Here is an 18,581-nt window from a genome sequence, read left to right on the forward strand (position 1 = left end):
ACGCTGATATTCGCCGTCGGTGCCGGTCGCCCGCGACTTTCCGGTCGTCGACTCAGCGCTGTAGGCCAGCTCGCGGCTGTCGGCCGAGAGATCCCCCGCGGGGGGCATCGCGATCGTGGACGGCGCGCCCAACTGCGCGTTGGCCGCCGCCAGCGACGCGCCCCGCGCCAACGCCATCTCGGGTTCCTCGGGCGTGGTCACCGACAGCGACGTCACCGCTTCGAGCGCCGGCTTGATGTACGGAATGTCGACGTCCGAGCCCACCAGGAACAGCCCGTCCGGGCGCGCCGTCATCGATTCGGCGCCCGAGACCATCGCGGCCAGCTTCGCCAGCGCGGCCTCGTCGCTGCTGGGCAGCGGATGCCGACGCACATCGGCCACCGACCCGTCGGCGGTGTCGACGACGGCCAGCGTCGCGGTGGTGGGTTCGACCAACAGCAGCGCGGTACGCGCGCAATTGGTCGCGCTGCCCGCCGCCTGAGCCAGCGCCGCCGCGGCCATCACCGTCGGCACCAGCGTGACGTTCTCGATCTTGCGTGCCGCCAACGCATTTCGCAGCGCCGCGGCCTCAGCCGCATCGGTCCAGGTCACTCCGCTCGATTTCAGCTGATAGCCGCCCTGGGTCGCGCTTTCGCGCGTGCCGAGGATCGCGGCGACCACGCGGTCCGCCGCCGCGACCGCCGTCGTCTGATCGGTGAGGCGGAAGTCGTCCTGGTCGACGGTCACCCCACCGGCAGCCTCGCCTTCGACGAGCACCATGCGGACCGTCTCAGGCGCCATAGACACGCCAAGTACGACGTCCACCGCTCCTCCAAATCAATTGCCGTGCCCGTGCGACGACACCTGCGTTGCCACTACGGGGCTTAGTCACTTCGAGAATCGGCCGGATGACTTTCGCAGCTCGGCCGCGCCACCCCTAAGTCGCCACCCTAGCGCGCGAAGATGGGTCTACCCCGGCGTCAGGTCCGGCTAACTGTGGCCGAAACCACCGAATCCACGGCCGCCGCCAAAGCCCTGGCCGCGCAACACCTCAACCATCACGCGAACCGGCTGGGCGCCGCTAGGTGAGCTTCGGTGGTCGCGGGCTATTTGTGCCCGCCGCCACCGCCACCGCCGCCGAAGCCGCCGCTGCTGTGGCCGCCGCCACCACCCAGGCCGCCGCCACCACCAAGGGCGCCGCCACCCAGGCCGCCACCACTGTGGCCACCGCCGAAGCCGCCACCACCCGGAGCGCCGATGCCACCGGCGGGTCCGCCGCCATGGCCGCCGCCGCCGAACAGGCCACCAGGCCCGGAGGGCGTACCGCCGCCCGAACCCGGGGTCGGAACGTGTCCGCCGCCCAATCCGCCCGGCCCGCCGGCCGGGGGTGAAACGTGTCCGCCGCCGAGACCACCCTCACCTGGGGGTGGCACGTGTCCGCCGCCGAGACCACCCTCACCTGGGGGTGGAACGTGACCGCCAGTGGAACCGCCCGTGCCCGAGCCGGGCGGCGGCACATGACCGCCAGTAGAACCGCCGGCACCCGAACCCGGCGGCGGCACATGCCCACCAGTCGAACCACCCGTGCCCGAGCCCGGCGGCGGCACATGCCCACCAGTGGAACCGCCCGCACCCGAACCCGGCGGCGGCACATGCCCACCAGTCGAACCGCCCGAGCCCTCCGGGACCGGCGACGTGCCTTGCCCCGGCGGCGATTGGTGAGGAGGCGACTGCGGTGGCGGAAGATGCACCGGCGGCTGGGGCAACACCTGCGGTGGTGGCGACACGTGCGGCGGAGCCTGGATGACCGGCGGGCTCACCACAACCGGGTTGGGCACGCGGACCGGCGGCACGATAACCGGCACCAGCGGCGGGATCACGACGGGAACCGGCACCGGAGGCGGGGCCGCGGGAATGGGCGGTGCCGCGGCCGGTGGAGGGGCCGCGGGCGGTGGAGGGGCCGCGGGCAGCGGCGCGGCGAACAGCGGGGTCATTGGCTTGGGCGCCGCCACCGGCTCCGGCTGGTTGAGCTTCGCCGCCGGGGCCGACGCCTCAGCGGGCGCCGGCGGCTCCTGCGTCGGGACAATGAGGTGCTGGCCGGGCGTGGGCTGCAAAGCGACGGTCCCGGTCGAGCGGATGCCGATCGCCAATGCAATCTCCAGGGCCAACACCGCGCTGATGCCGGCGACCGCCAGCCCGCTGCCGATCAGCAGGGCAGGCCTGCGCCGCGGTTGGTTTTCTTCGGGCATGAAGAGCTTCTCGATGACGACGGTGGGCGAGTCGGCGTCCTCGTCCGGCACCGCGCTGTAGGCGAGCTCGTCGTCCCCGGGCTCCAGCCCGAATGGCGCGTAAAGGTATTCGGGCAACGAGTGCTGGTCGACGGCGCCGGTGCCGGGGTCCTGCGCGTAGGCCAGCGCGGCGGTCGACGAGGCGAACAGCGGTGCGTTGGCCGACGCCAGCGCGGCGCCGCGGGCCAGCGCCGTCTCCGGCTCCTCGGGAACGCTCACCGCCAGGGAGGTCGCCGTCTGCAGCGCCGGCTTCAGCGGGCCGACGTCCACGCCGGAGCCCACCACCAGCACGCCGTCCGGCGCTGCTTCCAGCTTCTCCAGCCCGGCAATCATGCCGCCGAGTTGCGCGGCCGCCTGGTCATACGACTCGGCGTAGAGCGGTTGCTTGTAGACGTCGGGGATGGCCCCGTCGGAGGTCTCGACGACCGCCAGCGTCGCAGTGTCGGGCTCCACGAACATCACCGCGGTTCGCTCGTAACCCATTGCGCCGCCGACATTTTGGGCCAACGCGGTCGCGGCCAGAAAGGCCGACACGAGCATGACGTGCTCGACGCGGTGGGCGGCCAGCGCGTCGTGCAATGTCGCCGCTTCGAGCTGGTCGGTCCACGTCACGCCGATGGACGACACCTCGAGGCCGGCTTCGGCCGCGCCCTCGCGGGTGCCCAGGATGGCGGCGAGCACCTGATCCGGCGCGCTCGCGGTGGCCGCCTCACCGGCGGCGGCGACGTCGAAGACATCCTCTTCCACCGTGGCACCGTCGGCGTATTCGCCTTCAAGCACAACCATTTGGATTGATGCCGGTGCCATCGACACCCCGAGCACGATATCCAAGACAAACCCCTCCAAAGGTATTGCGAGATGAACCGTGGTCAGGCGGAGGAAAAAACCACGACTAACTAAGTATCGCGCAGAAAGCGGGTGCGGGAGCGCCCCAGAACCTATGTAGTCCTTATGAAGTTCTGATAGGAGCGCGACGGCGTGGGTCCTCGCTGGCCCTGGTACTTCGAACCTACTTGGGAACTGCCGTAAGGGTGTTCGGCCGGACTGGTCAACCGCAGGATGCACAGCTGACCGATCTTCATGCCCGGCCACAGCGTGATCGGCAGGTTGGCGACGTTGGACAGCTCCAGCGTGATGTGACCACTGAAACCGGGATCGATGAAGCCGGCCGTCGAGTGCGTCAGCAGGCCCAGCCGGCCCAGGGACGACTTGCCTTCCAGCCGGCCCGCGAGGTCCTCGGGCAGGGTGAACAGCTCCAGCGTGGACCCGAGCACGAACTCCCCCGGGTGCAGCACGAACGGCTCCCCCTCCATGGGCTCGACCAACGTCGTCAGCTCGTCCTGCTGCTTGGCGGGGTCGATGTGGGTGTATCGGGTGTTGTTGAACACCCGGAACATGCAGTCCAGGCGGACGTCAATGCTGGAGGGCTGCACCAAGGTGTCGTCGTAGGGGTCGATGCCCAACCGGCCTGCGGTGATTTCGGCCCTGAGGTCCCGATCGGAGAGCAGCACGCGACGAGCCTATCCGCTGCGCGCCGCCGCCCGTTCAGTCGGCGAGGTACATCTCCCCGCCCTTGGGGTAACCGCCACCCGTGGTCGTGACGTGGACGTGGTCATAGTGACCGAGCCTGCTGGGTTGCGCCCCGCCGGGGGTGTAGTAGACGCCGCGCCAGATCGCGTCCTGGATCCCGAAGCGGCGGGCGTTCTTCATCACGTAAGCGACGATCTCGTCGCCCAGGGCGATGCCCTCCGCGCTCTGCGGGTTGGGGATCATCACGTCGAGGGCCAGGCCGAGCGGATGCCAGGGCAGCGGGTCGGGCCGCACGCCGCCGATCTCGTGGATCTCGGGGAACGTCGCGCTGATGCTGCGGGAGACCAGGATGGTCCTCACCTGGAGGCCCTGTTCCGATGCGAGCCCGGCGGGTAAGAAGCGCGATCGCGTGTGATACCTCGAGGCGGCGAGGGGCGGAGCCATGCCGTCGGTGCGGGACACGTCCGACGCGAGCACAATCGCGGTCGGCTTCGCCGCGACGATTTCTAGGCAACAGGGTCCGGTGTCGCCAATAACGGGGATGGGGTCGTGCCGAGGGACGAATGGGCCGCCATCTCCCCCCGCCGCGAAGAACGCCGCGGCGGGGGCCAGCAGCCCTGCCAGCAGCAGCGGTGATTTACGCCGCTTCTTGGCTAATCGGTGCCGACCCACCCAAGGCACATTACGACAAGATCACGAAAGAATAAACATCCGTTCTGGAATTTGCGGGTCAGCGGCCATTCCCCCGTCCTGTGCATTCATCGCAGGCCTGGACGGCGCCGGGTAAGCCGCACGCCGACGGACTACTCGCCCAACGGATCTGCCTCCGGATGCTAGCCTTCGTTGTCGACAGCGCCGATGTAGTTCAATGGCAGAACATCAGCTTCCCAAGCTGAATACGCGGGTTCGATTCCCGTCATCGGCTCCACATCCCACCAGCACCAACGCTGTTCGCCCTGTTCGATCACACCGCGTCGATGTCACACGATGTCACAACTCGGTCCAATGTGGCTCCGGCAGCCGTCAGCGCATCGTCTTGGCTGTGTGCGTAGAGGCGCATCGTCAAGCTGGCGTCCTTATGTCCTATCCAGGCGGCGATAACGGCGACCGTGACACCCTGCAAATGCATCAACGTGGCGCAGGTATGCCGCGCAGCGTGCAGCTTGATGTGCCGGATGCTCGCCGCCCTAAGCGCGTCTCGCCAGTATCGGGACAAGACAGCCGGCGAGTACGGGTCGCCAATCTCATTGCTGACGACGTAGGCCCCGGAGCGATATACAGCACCGAGCGCCAATCGCTCGGCGGCTTGACGCGCTTTCACCGCCTTGAGCGTCGCAATCAACCGATCAGGCAGCGGGAAAAATGTGCCCCGCAGCGATGCATCGCTGAATGGTGCTGGCCCGAACTTCTATACCGAACCAATATTTTCCGATAATTTGTCACGCCACACCTACGCCCGGCAAGCGGTGCGCCAGGCGACCACGCCAGAGATAGTCACCCACCCCGGGCGCTATGCCAGGCCACGGCCTAGGTGAGGGCGATGCGACCGTGGCCAGCTAACCGATAGAATTCGGTGTTGGTCGATTCGCCGCTCACGACGCCGGTGAACGATGGGCTGCATGCTGCAGCGCAATGGTAGGCCAAGCAACCGCAACCCCTGAAGCGCGTCGTGGTCAGGCTGATCCGTAGCTGACGGCAGGTTTCAACAGCCCCTCGACTTCACCAACACAGTTCGGGAGCTAAGGCGTGGACCATGAGTGAATTCGACATCGCCCGGGGATTCCCAGGCGGCATCCCGCCGATCCCAACGGATCACGCTGTGAAGCGAGTCGTCGCGTTCTGCTGCTCCCCCCGCAGCGGGTGGCGTTCATACGACCTGGCCGGTGCTGCGGCGAGAGCCGCTGGCCATTTCGACACGGTCGCGCCCTGGTCACTTCTGTGGGCAGATGCACTCGCTGGCAGGCTATCCGTAGACGATCTTGACGGGTTCTCCCTCGAGCGGCGAACGACATTCGCCGAGCGGATCTCAGCGGTCCCGGCAGCGAAGGATCTTGCGGTATTCGACGAGTCCGAACGCGAGGCCGTTCGCAACTTGTGCACGTTTGGGTACCCCGGGGTGTGGGCGCCGAAATCAACCAAGGTGTCGTCCCTCTACCGCCCCCATGCCGTGCCAGTCCTTGACGGTTACGTCGCGATGGCGTTCGGGTTCAACCGCACCGACTTTTCCGAGGGAAAGGCGCCTCGCTGGAACCGGATAGCACGCGTGATCGATGCCTTGGCAGCCTACTTGGATGAGCACCGAGACCAGATGATCGAATTGCGCGAAACCGCCCGCGTTTCTGTGAGAGATATCGACGTGGCTTCGGATCTTCGCCTGCTCGACATCGTCATCTGGTGCTCTCAAGACGATTTCCTAGAGCGTCCCGGCAAGAAGCGGAACGGATGGCTAGACTCTCCTAACGGCGCCTACGAACCAGACCCGGTCACCCCCATCCCTGTGACCACTGGCGGAGATCAGAAGGAAAGGTGCCGATGAACGGTGGCGATGCACAATACGAAGACGGAGCCGGCGAACCAATACTCTTGGATTCGATCGCGGCATTTATCGACGAATTAGGATTTGCGGAGCGGGTGAGGGCGCTCACGACTGCACAACTCCGCGAAGATAGACAACGTTACCGCACAGTGCGTCGAAACTTTGGACCTAACGACGGACCGCACCCAGGCCTGAGGGCTCTCTACTTCAGTGACAATGTTGGTTTGACGCTGCCAGTAGATGCCGACGGGGCGGGCGGCGAGTTACTCGCGGTACTTCGCGCGGTTGGGACATACCAAATGGAGCTCACGCTTGGTGGCAGGTTCGTCCGAGGCGGGGTTACCCGTGGTCAAATCTACGCGGATGATTCCTTCATCACCGGCCCTGCCCTTATTGACGCGGTCGACTTGGAGAAACGGAAAGCCGTCGTCCCACGGATACTCCTTGATGACGCATGCGTCGCACTCGCAAGACAAGAATGTCAGACTAGTGGGACATCCGAAACTGCTGCATCTTCGGGTGACTCCCGTTACAGGTCGTATCACTTTCTGTTGCTTAGAGACGGCGCCCAGATATTCTGCAACTACTTGGGTACCTTATTATCGGAAGAGCGTCTGGAATTTCAAATCCAATTTGTTTTGGAAAATCATCGTGACTCGATCATCGATAGGCTCGCGCTTCATCGGGATGAGCAACATATTTTAGCAAAGTACTATTGGGCCGCACGTTATCACAATTACTTTGTCACTCATATCATGAACGAACCTCAGTACCTGATCGATTTTCCGCCCAATCAAGATTTTGCGCCATTTTGAGGTTAGTGGGCAACCAACACCCATTCCTTGACTGGAAAAACGCGGCCTCAGGTTTCGTTCACCGATCTCCTAGCTTGGTCAGAGTCACTGTGTCGGAGACGTATCGAGAATCCGATACTCCGGGAAACTGCTCATCGGTTATCCCCACGTAAAGTTCGCCAATTTGCACGATCGTCGCAGTTGGGTACGACATCTACGATCAGACGCGTCGGAAGACGCGGAGCGGGTTTCTACGTCTCTTTCTGGCCGTGGTCACGGGCCATGCTGCCGCCGTCTTTGGCGCTCGCGCGGTAGGCGTTCCATACGGGTAGGACTACGAGTTTCAGGCAGAGCCACCAGATATAGACGGCGCCGTAGCTCCATGCTTGCTGATCGCCGAGTAGCCCGTGCAAGGCATCATTTCTCAGGTTCGGACCTCCCCGTTCCGTGAGAATAGCGCGCAGGACGAACCGAAGGTCAGGGCCTAGGAAGTCGTCGGCTTCTGGCAACACAAGCAATGCACCGAGACCCTTTTCCGACTCCACGCCGTCGGCGTCGACCAGAACTGTATAGACACCATGTTCCTTGAGGTTCAATCGAATTGAGTTTTCCAATAGCGGTATTAGCACCGATATCGCCGAAGCGTAATCACCGTTGAAGCCATGGAGCAGGCCAGTTGCCCACAAAAGAGCTTGTGACGACGGCACGATCGTTGACTCGATGCAAAGCTTAAGAAGGAAATCCCGCTCCCACCTATGCTCGAAATTAAGGACTTCTTGTGCAGGCAGGATGAAACCTGCGGTCACCAATTCGACGTGAGTACTGAACTCTCGCACCGCATCTGCCCACGCTCGCGCTTCCTCGTCATCGACGGACCCGGCGACATCCGCGACCTTGCGGCCGTCATGAGACAGAGTTTCGCTCCTAAATAAGGAGGCGAGGCTTCCGTCGAGACGTTCCCGTGCGGCGCGCCGCAACTTCGCTGAGTCGGCGATTGGAAAGACATCGCCGAACTCAGCAATCGCGTCGAACTGCTCACGGCCTGCCACGCGTCGACGTGCAGCCTCAATGTATCCACTGATGTCAACCGGATCTGTTTCATATCTGATCATTTGGTCGATTAGCGAAATGCGCATTCGTTCAACGCGAGTACGCAACTCCCGGATTTGATCATCAACACCATGGGCCTCACGGAATCGCCGGGGGAGTCCGGTTAATGCGGCGATCGCCTTTTCTATGAAGACACTCGCGCCGGCGGCGACAGCAGGGTGCTGGTCGAATCGGCTATTAGCATCCGCAATATAAAGGTCGGCGACCCGACGAACACAGTGGTTAACAGAAGTTTCATCGCGGATGAGCCGGAACCAGCAGATGGCTTCGCGTTCGAGCATCCGAGCCACGCGTCTGTGCGTATCCGGTGTAGCCGCCGCCAGTGTCTGCATACGGTGCGCAAGGGTTGCGACAGAAGCTGTATCTGGACGGGACACCTTTCGCAATAGTTGACTCACTTCAGACAGCATGAAGCCCTCACTAGCACTTCCGTTCGCTATTCGCTGCTGGAGAACGCTATTCATTGCTTCTATACGCGCTCGGCCGGGTTCGCCTTGATGAAGCAGTAGCTCATAGGCACGTCGCCACGCGGCTTTGCCTTCCGCGATCCACGTTTCGCAATCCAATGGTGTCGAAAGATATGCGTCAACCGCAATATTCAGCAGATCCCTACGTCCGCGGTTGCCGTAACACCACGCAACGTCGGCAACGCGTGCTCGCAGCGCAGGGTGCTCGATGAGCGGCGCGATGCGTGAAAGCAAGGCCAATTGATCTGAGCTCAGATCCTCTGGGACCGCGGAACGCTTGCCCCGGAGCCTGACTGCTGGCGTAAAGGGGTATGTCCAATTTTCGGCGTCGAGCAGAGCGGACGTCACAATTTCGAGGCTCTGGAGAACAGCGCGTTTCGCCGCCGGTAGGTCCTGCACTCTGAGGGCGCGACTGAAAGCTTGCGAAATTACTTCGGGCCGATCGTCTGTCTCGGCTTCGGCGAGGACTGATTCCCACCAGTGTGGGTCGACTTCATCGCTATCTAGTGTCACCCAGAAAATCCCGTGCTAGGACCGGTCAAGTCGCTTCCTCTTCGGGAACGGTACTGACTCCTGTCCCTTCTCGACTCGATGATCTGTCGGCGCCGGACGCCACTGGCCGATATTCTCGGATGCTTGACGCACACCGACACTTTCGCTGCCTTTCGTTTCCTTGATCTGGAACAGGTGTAGCACTAAGCGCTGACAACAGGTTCATAACCAGGCTTCCGGCTAGTTGGCATGCAGTGGCTTCTTCGATCGACAGGCCGACCTCCTGACAGGTCGCAGCGACCCAGACTCCGACTTGCAGTGGCGGTGCTGTAGCTGCTGTCGAGACTCGCGCGGCTCAATCAGGGGGGCCGATGTCCAAAACGACTACTTCGACGTACCTGCGTGGGCGATGACGCTGCGCCTGCACGCGCAATTCCTCGGCCAGCGCGTCCGCATCCGGATACTTTCTGTGCCACGACCGCGGCCGCAGCGCGGGAGCGGTCCAATAGACGGCGTAGATACCGTGCCTGAGCCCGGCTGGATCCATATACCTGCTGACGAGTTGATCCCCGATGGCGGTCTGCAACTCTCGGTTGTCAATTCGCTTGGCTTCGAAAAGCACGCGTCCTATCTGACTACCTCCGGAGGTAGCCGTGATGTCGATTCGGGTGCCGATCCCGGCTGCTTTGCGCCGGGTCACTTGAATTTCGCGATCTACGACGACATGCGGCTGGAGCCGCAGGCGCAGCTGGTCCACCAACCAATCTGAGATCGTGTCTTCGCCTTTCGGCGACGCGCCAGCGTTGTCGCCGGGTTCGCCGTCCCATAGGCTGCGATATGTGCCGCGTTTGCGCAGATCGTTCTGGATTTCCTCGAGCTTTTCAAGCAAAACTCTTAAGAGTCCCGCGCTGTCGCGGACGAACCGCGCGTCCGCACTGGCAACCACCTCCATGAAGGTTCCTGGTTGCAGGGGCTGCCAGTTCGCAAGTGCTTCACGAGTGCGCGCTTCCTGCAAAAGGTGGCGGATGTGCTCCTGTACTGCCGCCGGACGGCCTTGTCTAAGGGCGGCTAGGGAAGAGGACATCCCGCGAACGGCCATCGACTGTAGTAGACGCATTCGCATCTGACGGGCTGCAGACTCCGGGGTGACGTCGGCGAAGTCGTCGGATCCGTCGGTGTCTTCAGCAAATGGCAGCTTGTCGAGCAGCATGCCTGCCAGCGCACCGAGTGAGGTATCGGATAAGCCATCGAGATTGAGGTCGCGCAGATGTTCAAGAGGTCCGAGCCGATCCTGAGCGATCCACTCGGCGATTAGTTCCTCTGGCGCTAGCCTCGCGACCGTGGCGAACGCCGCGGGGGGAACAATATCGTCGTTGAGGGCAGCCCGCGCGGCATCGAGTGCAACGTCAGGCGCGTGCTCGACAAGCACGCCTATGGCCTCGTCGCGCCGATCCTCAGATTCGGTCGTGCTACGCGCTACCTGCTCGACAACGGCGATCAGGCGGTTGTCGGAGAAATCAGCGAGGGGGTGGTGCGCAAACGAACTGCCAACCCCGTCTCGAACTTGCCTGCGCAGCGCATCGTCGATCGCCTCGCGCCCCACTTGCGTTGCCGCGTTGCGGATTCGGCGCCAATTCCCCTCGCTCAGATATGCCGGCATCAGGGTGATCACCGGGGCCCACGATTCCCAGGCGGTCGGCTCGACATTCGCGAGCATGTCCGGGTGGTGTGCGGCCAGCGTCGCAAGGAGGAATACAGCGGTCCAGTCGGGCATAACGTCATCGACTGGCAGCTGGTCTCGGCCTGCCCAGCGACTGACGTCGGGTTGCCTGGCGTTGAGGTAGTCCAGTCCGAGCCGCAGGAGGTCGTCCTGTTCCGCAGCACCCAACGTGGACCACAGCGGCCTGCTCTTTAGGTCCCAGCTGACGAGCCCCTGTGTGTCACCGCTCGCGAGTAAAACCACAGTGCGCCACCAGTCGTCGACGTTGGTGCGGGCGCGGATGAACGCCGCGCGAAGCTTTGATCGACTCTCTGTCTCCGAAGGGCCTTCGGCGCTTTCGATGTGGTAACGCAACCATTTGGGCCGCGAGGCGATCCCCGTATATCCCTGGAAGGCTGCAAGCTCCCTGTATGCCGGATGGTCCTCGTCGACCGCGAGAATGTAATCGGCCGTCTCGGCGTCGGCTACGTTCCAGGCCAGAAGTCGCAAAACGATTTGTGCGTTCTCCAGCGCTTGCGGCGGGGCGGTGGGCATCCAGTCGATCAGCCATACGAGGTCTGAAGGCGTGAGCATTCGCAGGTCGTGGACCGCGGCGAAGGCTTGCTCGTGGGCAGCGAGTGCTGCGACGGCCATCGCTCGTCGCATACCAGGGTCGTCGTCTGTCTGCCATGGGAGATCTTCGCCGCGGAACATCTGCAGCGAGCCAAGTCGATCGCTGCCTAGCGCTGCGCCGACCACCTCCGCCACATCCGGATCTCTCATCTCCCAGGCACGTCGCAGGAGGCCGGCGATCAGATCATCGAAGGCGCGGTCCATGTGCTCGGGTCGGCGGGATAGAGCATCCGTCAGTGCGGGAACGACATCATCGGGCGGAATAAGCGTGGGCAGCTCTCTTAGCAACAACCTGTAGGCGCCGATGTAATTCGAAGCGCGTCCAGGCCTGAGCGCATTTCGGATTCGAGCGAAGTCGACGGCGTCCGGCAGCACCGCTCGCAGAGTCGCTGCGAGGATCTCGTCGAAGGGGTCCTGCTCTGGGCTCAGGTCCAGCAGCGGTGCCAACTCAGACATTCGGGATCGCGGTGCGACTTCAGCGAAGGCTTTCACTGCTTCGACTCGCATGGGATAGGACCACGCAGGGTCAAGAGCGATAGCAAGTAGATCGTCCGCAGCCTCATGCACGGCGCACTGTCGTGCGATACGGCAAATCCAAAAAACGACCCAGGGGTTGGACGCGCCCGCCATAGCATCGCGGACCTGACGGGCCAACCCGGGATGGGAAAGCCCTGAGGTGTCTGCGCGCCACCCCTCATCGATCGTGCCGTTCGCCGCTCCGTGCAGTATCGCGTCGACCATGCGCTCGCGAGCCTGGTCGTCGAGCAATTCCAATCCAGTTGTGCTCAGCAATTCCTTGGCGTTGTCCTCGATTAGCGCATCGGAAACTGATGCACCCGAAGCCAAGAGCCAGCCCAGAACCTCGATCATCGGCCCCGGGACCAGACCGTTGACGTCGGCGCCCAGCACCGAGACGAGCCGCTGTCCACTCACGCGACGGCGCACGAGATACGTCGCCGCAAGGAATTCTCTGTAGGACTGGTGGCTAAAGGCGACTGCTCCGTGGCCGGCCGCCGTGAACAGCGCGGTGCCGAGCACCTCGCGAATATCGGTTACCGTAAGCGGAGACCCGGCCAGGTCGGGTTCGATGTGGGTCGGTACAGAGTTGACCGGAATTGATGACGAACCAATGCCGCCGTCAGTTGCTGTCTGCGCCGACCCAAGCGCGTAACTTCCTACACTGCAGAACATCGAAATCGCAGCCAGGCGTTCGGCAATCAGAAGCCGACGTTGATCATCAAGCACGGTCAGACGGGCGTTACTAGTCTCGGTAAGCATGCGGGTGACCGCGTGCTGCATGGCTACCGATCGGCTCGCAGGCATCTGACGTGACAGGCGCCAATCATTCAGCAGGTTCGATGCATGCAGTGGCAGGGCGAGTAGATGCGTGAGACCGGCTTGCTCTACCGCCTCGAGGAAATCATCGGCATCTGCGCCGGCCATCATCCGAAGCTCTGACACGCTCAGCGGAAGGAGCTCTAGCTCTTCGAAACCAGGTAACGCTGTACTCAGCCCCTCTGTCAGATCAACTGTCCACGAACTGGGCCTGCAAGCCAACCGCCAGACGATGTGGTCTAAGCCTGGATGGCTCACAAGTCTGACCAGCAGGTACCCGATGTTGGGGTCGACCTGGAGTGCCTCGTCCACAGAATCCACGAACACGGTAGCTCGCTGAGTCTCATGCGGCGATGACTTAGCTGGAGGCAGGAGGCTTAGCAGCTCGGTCAGGGATTGTCGGACGTGCAGACGAAGGTCGATCGAGATGCTGGCAAGTTCTCGGCGTTTAAGATCCTCAACCAGTGTGGTTTTGCCAGCTCCGCCCGGCGCGAGCAATACGTAGGAGTTGCGGGTGCCGATAAGACCATCGGATCGTCGGGGTCGGTCGCCCGTGTACCAATCGCGGCTAAGTGTCTCAAAGTCGAGAAGTCCGTGCTTGGTGCGTGGGATCTTGTTGCTCACGAGAGCGACCCATCGGATCATCTCTTCGCTCCGAGAAGGCCTGCCAATTGTCGCGTGCTCGCGATGCCGAGCAGCGTCTTCGGGGCGTGCCATTACGCTCGTATCCCAGTTAAGGATGTCGGTCGCGTCGGGGCAAGGAGAGAGCTGACGGCCGCAGGGCGTCGTCCAAGAAAGCTCCTACGGCCATCGTCCATTGATCGATAATGATCGGGAATCAGTGAGGCTTCGTCTCCCAGCTGTAAGCCGTAGTCGCGCCTCCGTACTGGTCTTTTGTGTACACCTGCGCTCCCCACCCTCCACACTTGGGCGGCTCGGTTGTCTGTCATGACTAAGTGCCCTCTCTAAGCCGTTGGGCTTGGCGCGCATCGGACCGCTGATGGTGTCACAACGCTGTCACAAATAGTGGCGACGACAGCGGACAATCCCCGACATGCGTGGACGCTAATCCGCAGGTCACCGACTGGGGTGGATAATTGAAAGCAGCCCTGGACGCTCCAAATCGTCTTCCCAAGCTGAATACGCGGGTTCGATTCCCGTCATCGGCTCCATAGCTTCAGCGACTCACGGGCGGTCGTCCCGCCGCGCCGTCTGCCCAGCCGTGTCGGTCTCCCCCGGGCCACTCCCGCGCTCGACGTTGTTTGCTACCACGCCGGCCGGGGAACGTGCTAACGAAACGCCGTCATCGCTCAGACTGTGCATCTGGGTGTAGCAGGGGGGAACCATGAACGAGCCGACTCCGCAAAATCAGCCGACGCCCGGTACACCGCCGCAGCAGGGCTATCCCGGGTACCCGCAGCCATACTCGCAACAGCCTTACGGTTACCAGCAGCCAAAGAAGCGGCGGGTCTGGCCCTGGGTGCTCGGCGGTGTGCTCTTAGTGATGTTGCTGGGCATGGGCGCATGCGTGGCGTTTGTCGGCGGCGTCGCGAACAACATCGACAAGGAATCCAAACGCCAGGTCACTGTTACCTACGAGGTCAGTGGCTCCGGTAACTCGGTGGCCGTCACATACTCGGGCCATGACTTCAATACAGCTCAAGACACCGGCGTTTCGCTGCCCTGGACGAAGCAAGTCACCGTCGACGGCCTCGGGAAGACCGTTTCGCTCACGGCTACGAATGGACCGGACAATGGCACGGTCACGTGCCGCATAAGTGCCAACGGCAAGGTGCTCGCAGAGCAGACGTCAAGCGGGCCGTTCGCTACCGCAAACTGCATCGGCAATGCCGGGAACGCTTAGCCGCGCAACACGATGACGTTGGCTTTCGAGCGCTCTGTCAATTGCCTCCAGCGGAACTAGCGCACCACGTCCGGTTTGCTGGTTAGTCGGCGATGTAACTTCGAGCCCCGCCCGGCTCCATACCTGAGCTGGGGCATAGGTCACCCGCAGCGAACCACCTGATCCGCTAGTCCCAGATGCAGTGGACGCCGTCGAAAGTCGACCCGCCCCCGACCGCCCGTGCTTTCGCATTCGCGATGGCGTCATCGGCGTTGCCGGCGATTCCCCAGTGATAGTCTTCGGCGTCCTCCACCAGCGCCAAGCACGGCGTACCGGAGGCGATGACATGACAATTCGGCCCGTACGTGTCTCTACAGGCGGCTAAGGCCTGGGCTTCCGCGGTGCCCCGGGTTATTGGGCCCCAGCTCCAGTGGGTGTGGTTCTCGAGATCGGAGGCCGCAACGGCCACCCATCCCGGGTCGGAATGAGCCACCGGGGCGGCAACCATGCCCACGCCCACCAATAGTGCACCGACACCAGCGATCATCTTGTTCATCGGTATCCCCCTCACGTCGAGCGGATACCGTGAGCCTCCTGTCACGGCGGCCTATCAACTAGGGACCTTGGCCCCGAAACGAGGAGCTCATGGTCACCGGGCCGATAGGCGTCGAGCACTGCTGCGATGAGGCTCCACTTACAGCGGCGATGTCCTACTCGTCTTCGGCCGGTCGCCACACGACTTGCACGTCGTCTTCAGCGAGCGTGACCAACGCCTGAGTGACGCCGTCGGCGTCGGTGAACTCCACCTCGTAAGCGGGGCGATCGTTCGAATGCTTCGTGTAGTCCACTACGACGGTCCCGCGCGCACCGGCCGGAAGGTCGTGATCAGCGAGAGGCCGCAGCAATTGGACTACGTCGAATTCTCGAGGTCTCAAATCCGCTCCGTTCGTCATGCCGAGCTCGGATGCGCCCGCCATCCCGCGCCGCTGAACCTCCAGCACAGGGCCACATTGCCGAACCAAACGCCCGTGGCCGAAACGTGACCGAGGCTTGACCAAATGCTAACGCGCCCTTGCGCTTCCGCTGGTCATCGCCCGTTTACGATCCTCCTATTACAACTCTGTCAGTTAAAAGGAATCGGGGCCATGCGGGCGGACGTTCGGTGTGTTCTTGCGGCAGTTGGGGTCGCTGCGGGTGTGGTTGCCGGGCCGACTGGCACGAGCATGGCGGCGGCGAACAGGCCGCATGACTTCACCATCGCGTCGGTCCTGCCGGCGCGGGACGCGACGGTGGGCGTGGCGCACCCGATAGTGGTGACGTTCGGCACACCAGTCGCCAACCGGCACGCCGCTGAGCGAGCCATCGGACTCAAGTCGACGCCCGCGATGACCGGAAGATTCGAATGGCTCGACAACAAAGTCGTGCAGTGGGTTCCGGACCACTACTGGCCGGCGCACACCACCGTGGCACTTGCGGTGGACGGCCAGCCCACGGAATTCAAAACGGGTCCCAAGGTCGTCGGGGTCGCCAACATCACGGACCACACCTTCAAAGTGAGCGTCGACGGAGTCGATGCGACCCCACCGCCTACTCCCCACCACCGTCCACACTTCGGTGAAGAGGGCATGCTGCCGGCTTCGATGGGCAGGCCGGAATTCCCGACGCCGGTCGGTAACTACACCGTTTTGTCGAAAGACCGCTCAGTGCTTATGGATTCGAGCAGTGTCGGCATTCCCGTCGACGACCCGAACGGCTACATGCTCAACGTCGATTACGCCGTGCGAATCACCAACCGTGGCCTCTTCGTGCATTCCGCCCCGTGGGCCGTCAACTCATTGGGGCTGGAGAATGTCAGCCACGGCTGCATCAGCCTCAGCCCCGAAGACGCCGAGTGGTACTACAACACGGTCAACGTCGGCGACCCGGTGATCGTCAAGCAAGACCTCTGGGAGCGGCCGCCTTCCTGAGCGGCCCGGGCTCTCCACTGTCAATAGCCTTCGCGACACCTCGTCCTCTGCCGAGCATGAAGTAGGTTTCACGCTCGCATTCGACTGTGCAACTAACTTCACGTTCGCCGCCCGGAGTCCGCACATACGAAAGGACCCGCCGGGCGGCCAGCGGGTCCTTTTGGTCGAGAGGGCTATCAGTGCGAAGGACCGGGCGCGACGGGCTGACCGGGCTGGGGTCCGCCGGTCGGCGCCGGGCCCGTGGGCGCGTCCTTGACCCCGGACATGTCGATGAGGGGCGCCCCGGCGGCCGCGTCGAGGGGAGCGCCGGCCGCCAGCCCACCGAGGGCGACCAGTGGAGCACCGGCCGGCACCACCGGAGCGATCGGCAACGGTGCGCCCAGCGGCAGGGGTGCGCCCAGCGGCAACGGCAACGGTCCGCCCAACGGCACCGGCAGCGGAGCGCCCACCGGCAGCGGGCCCGGAACGGCCAGGGGGACACCCGCCATGTCGGTCAGTGGCGCGCTGGCCGTGCAGACCTCCGCGGTCGGCGCACCGCCCGCAGCCGCGGCCCCACCGGCACCGGCGGCACCGGGTCCGCCGGCTAACGGCGCACCGGCCTCACCGGCCTGCCCCTGGATGCAGGCGTAACCGCCCGTCTTCAGGGGAGTGGCCGCCGCAGTCGGGCTCAATGCAAGTGCGGCTCCGCACAACCCAAGGCTGGCAACTACTTTCACGTTGAACCGATCGACGATCGCCATCAGCGTCGACTCTCCTTTATTCGCGCTCACATAACCATCTGGTGCAGCAGAACCGCATAGCCGTCTTTCGACGACGAGCCAATTGTCGTCACGCGACATGAAACGCCGGACACGCCGCACCGCGCCGTTTCCAAACGGTGACGTCACAAGGGCGTCACGAGTGAGAGGCCTTTGCCGAGGCGAGCTGGGGCCCGCCCTTCGAGTCACGCTGAGCCGAGTTTTGCGCAGCTCATTCACAGGAAATTTTCGGTGACATGAGATGTACGGGAGGTTCTATAAAAGTGAACAATAGGGAACCAAGGGGTTAACGGACAGGAGATGGCGCCATGACAGCACAGCGGCTCTGCGGCCGATTCCTGAGCACAGCGCTGGTGGGGGGCGCACTCGTGGTCGCGGGGGTGATGGCGGCCGGCCCGGCCCAGGCTGACGCGACCACTTTCATCAACGACCTGCACAAAGCCGGCATCCACGCGGTCAGCGGCGGCGACGAGGCGCTGGTCCAGATGGGCCTGAGCGTCTGCCAGCAGCTGTCGTGGGGCGCTCCCCCATCGCAGATCGAGGGCCTGGCGGTGCAGCGCTCCGACAGCAGGCAAGGCGCCCACGGGATCACCCCGCAGCAGGCCGACGCCGTCGTCGATGCCGCCGTGCAAGATCTGTGCCCGGACGCCTGAGCGAACCTGCGCCGACGTCCGGCCACCGGTCTTTGCCGACAATTCATCCTCGGGATCGATCTTCCCAGCGTGTTTCGCCCTGTTTTCGTGTAAAAGTGCATCATCGGCGATCGGGCCCGGCACGAAGGAGAGACACGGATGGCAGCACAGCGGCGCTACGGCCGGTTCATGGGAGCAGCCCTCGCAGGGGGCCCACTTCTGGCCGCGGGGATCGGCTGGGCCAGCCCGGCGCGGGCCGACGCGGCTGCCTTCCTCAATGACCTGCACAACGCCGGCATCCACGCCGTCAACGGTGGCGACGACGCGCTGTTGCAGATGGGCGCGGATCTGTGCCAGCAGCTTTCCTGGGGCGCCTCCCCGCAGCAGCTTGAGGGCCTGGCCATACAACGTTCGGACGCCGACCAGGGCACCGGCGGGATCAACGGTCGCCAGGCCGCGGACGTCGTGATTTTTGCCTTGCGCGATCTGTGCCCTAACGCATAGCGGTGAGCTAAGTT

16 protein-coding genes and 1 tRNA gene are annotated in these 18,581 nt (G+C 63.5%); 7 read left to right on the forward strand and 10 right to left on the reverse strand.

Annotation, left to right across the window (positions count from 1 at the left end):
* The 4 genes from A5697_RS13705 to A5697_RS13720 all read right to left on the reverse strand — a co-directional run.
* Positions 1-804 (reverse strand): hypothetical protein (locus tag A5697_RS13705; RefSeq protein ID WP_197500993.1); only part of this gene is annotated, 804 nt, incomplete at its 3' end.
* 281 nt (positions 805-1,085) lie between these two features.
* Positions 1,086-3,074 carry a hypothetical protein gene (locus A5697_RS13710; protein ID WP_369806118.1) on the reverse strand — a complete coding sequence of 663 codons (1,989 nt, stop codon included), beginning with the start codon at positions 3,072-3,074 and terminating at the stop codon, positions 1,086-1,088.
* A 131-nt stretch (positions 3,075-3,205) separates the two neighbouring features.
* The gene (gene dcd, locus A5697_RS13715) at positions 3,206-3,778 is read right to left on the reverse strand and encodes a dCTP deaminase (protein WP_067947879.1); all 573 of its coding nucleotides are present in this window, start codon (positions 3,776-3,778) and stop codon (positions 3,206-3,208) included.
* Between the two features lie 34 nt (positions 3,779-3,812).
* Positions 3,813-4,469, reverse strand: a complete 657-nt coding sequence (locus A5697_RS13720; RefSeq protein ID WP_197500994.1) for a hypothetical protein — start codon at positions 4,467-4,469, stop codon at positions 3,813-3,815.
* A gap of 182 nt (positions 4,470-4,651) precedes the next feature.
* On the opposite strand from A5697_RS13720, the gene A5697_RS13725 reads away from it, so the two are divergent.
* A tRNA-Gly gene (locus tag A5697_RS13725) sits at positions 4,652-4,725 on the forward strand.
* Between the two features lie 36 nt (positions 4,726-4,761).
* On the opposite strand, the gene A5697_RS13730 is transcribed toward A5697_RS13725, so the two are convergent.
* Positions 4,762-5,139 (reverse strand): tyrosine-type recombinase/integrase, encoded by a 378-nt coding sequence (locus A5697_RS13730; protein WP_068010945.1) that lies wholly within the window; start codon positions 5,137-5,139, stop codon positions 4,762-4,764.
* 411 nt (positions 5,140-5,550) lie between these two features.
* Here A5697_RS13730 and A5697_RS13735 point away from each other — a divergent pair, with 411 nt between their 5' ends.
* Together A5697_RS13735 and A5697_RS27750 are read left to right on the forward strand one after the other, a co-directional pair.
* Positions 5,551-6,333: a DUF6308 family protein gene (locus A5697_RS13735; protein ID WP_068010947.1), complete on the forward strand. Its 783-nt coding sequence runs from the start codon at positions 5,551-5,553 to the stop codon at positions 6,331-6,333.
* Positions 6,330-7,148 carry a hypothetical protein gene (locus A5697_RS27750; protein ID WP_156673291.1) on the forward strand — a complete coding sequence of 273 codons (819 nt, stop codon included), beginning with the start codon at positions 6,330-6,332 and terminating at the stop codon, positions 7,146-7,148. Before A5697_RS13735 ends, A5697_RS27750 begins: the two co-directional genes overlap by 4 nt.
* Positions 7,149-7,378: 230 nt before the next feature.
* Here A5697_RS27750 and A5697_RS27215 read toward each other — a convergent pair whose 3' ends face one another.
* A complete protein-coding gene (locus A5697_RS27215) occupies positions 7,379-9,217 on the reverse strand; it encodes a DUF4209 domain-containing protein (protein ID WP_156673292.1) in 1,839 nt (612 codons plus the stop codon).
* 334 nt (positions 9,218-9,551) lie between these two features.
* Positions 9,552-13,487 (reverse strand): hypothetical protein, encoded by a 3,936-nt coding sequence (locus A5697_RS13745; protein ID WP_156673293.1) that lies wholly within the window; start codon positions 13,485-13,487, stop codon positions 9,552-9,554.
* 721 nt (positions 13,488-14,208) lie between these two features.
* On the opposite strand from A5697_RS13745, the gene A5697_RS13750 reads away from it, so the two are divergent.
* Complete coding sequence (locus tag A5697_RS13750; protein WP_068010953.1) at positions 14,209-14,727, forward strand: MmpS family transport accessory protein; 519 nt, start codon at positions 14,209-14,211, stop codon at positions 14,725-14,727.
* Positions 14,728-14,893: 166 nt separating this feature from the next.
* Here A5697_RS13750 and A5697_RS27220 read toward each other — a convergent pair whose 3' ends face one another.
* On the reverse strand, positions 14,894-15,262 hold the full coding sequence (locus tag A5697_RS27220) for a DUF4189 domain-containing protein (protein WP_082953382.1): 369 nt from the start codon (positions 15,260-15,262) through the stop codon (positions 14,894-14,896).
* 154 nt (positions 15,263-15,416) lie between these two features.
* The gene (locus A5697_RS13755; RefSeq protein ID WP_369806119.1) at positions 15,417-15,683 is read right to left on the reverse strand and encodes a DUF4926 domain-containing protein; all 267 of its coding nucleotides are present in this window, start codon (positions 15,681-15,683) and stop codon (positions 15,417-15,419) included.
* Between the two features lie 168 nt (positions 15,684-15,851).
* Here A5697_RS13755 and A5697_RS13760 point away from each other — a divergent pair, with 168 nt between their 5' ends.
* Positions 15,852-16,673, forward strand: coding sequence for an Ig-like domain-containing protein (locus tag A5697_RS13760; RefSeq protein ID WP_068010956.1), 822 nt, complete (start codon positions 15,852-15,854; stop codon positions 16,671-16,673).
* Between the two features lie 176 nt (positions 16,674-16,849).
* Here A5697_RS13760 and A5697_RS13765 read toward each other — a convergent pair whose 3' ends face one another.
* A complete protein-coding gene (locus A5697_RS13765; protein ID WP_067947860.1) occupies positions 16,850-17,413 on the reverse strand; it encodes a hypothetical protein in 564 nt (187 codons plus the stop codon).
* Between the two features lie 326 nt (positions 17,414-17,739).
* On the opposite strand from A5697_RS13765, the gene A5697_RS13770 reads away from it, so the two are divergent.
* Together A5697_RS13770 and A5697_RS13775 are read left to right on the forward strand one after the other, a co-directional pair.
* Complete coding sequence (locus A5697_RS13770; RefSeq protein ID WP_067947858.1) at positions 17,740-18,084, forward strand: DUF732 domain-containing protein; 345 nt, start codon at positions 17,740-17,742, stop codon at positions 18,082-18,084.
* 168 nt (positions 18,085-18,252) lie between these two features.
* A complete protein-coding gene (locus tag A5697_RS13775; RefSeq protein WP_197500995.1) occupies positions 18,253-18,567 on the forward strand; it encodes a DUF732 domain-containing protein in 315 nt (104 codons plus the stop codon).
* Positions 18,568-18,581 lie beyond the last annotated feature (14 nt).

The sequence above is a fragment of the Mycobacterium sp. E3251 genome (genome assembly GCF_001666835.1).
Taxonomy (GTDB): domain Bacteria; phylum Actinomycetota; class Actinomycetes; order Mycobacteriales; family Mycobacteriaceae; genus Mycobacterium.

Coding starts and splice junctions, on each gene's coding strand:
- A5697_RS13710 (WP_369806118.1), bottom strand. CDS start 3,074: ATGGCACCGGCATCAATCCAAATGGTTGTGCTTGAAGGCGAATACGCC.
- A5697_RS13760 (WP_068010956.1), top strand. CDS start 15,852: ATGCGGGCGGACGTTCGGTGTGTTCTTGCGGCAGTTGGGGTCGCTGCG.
- A5697_RS13775 (WP_197500995.1), top strand. CDS start 18,253: ATGGGAGCAGCCCTCGCAGGGGGCCCACTTCTGGCCGCGGGGATCGGC.
- A5697_RS13765 (WP_067947860.1), bottom strand. CDS start 17,413: ATGGCGATCGTCGATCGGTTCAACGTGAAAGTAGTTGCCAGCCTTGGG.
- A5697_RS27220 (WP_082953382.1), bottom strand. CDS start 15,262: ATGAACAAGATGATCGCTGGTGTCGGTGCACTATTGGTGGGCGTGGGC.
- A5697_RS13735 (WP_068010947.1), top strand. CDS start 5,551: ATGAGTGAATTCGACATCGCCCGGGGATTCCCAGGCGGCATCCCGCCG.
- A5697_RS13755 (WP_369806119.1), bottom strand. CDS start 15,683: ATGGCGGGCGCATCCGAGCTCGGCATGACGAACGGAGCGGATTTGAGA.
- A5697_RS13770 (WP_067947858.1), top strand. CDS start 17,740: ATGACAGCACAGCGGCTCTGCGGCCGATTCCTGAGCACAGCGCTGGTG.
- A5697_RS27750 (WP_156673291.1), top strand. CDS start 6,330: ATGAACGGTGGCGATGCACAATACGAAGACGGAGCCGGCGAACCAATA.
- A5697_RS13750 (WP_068010953.1), top strand. CDS start 14,209: ATGAACGAGCCGACTCCGCAAAATCAGCCGACGCCCGGTACACCGCCG.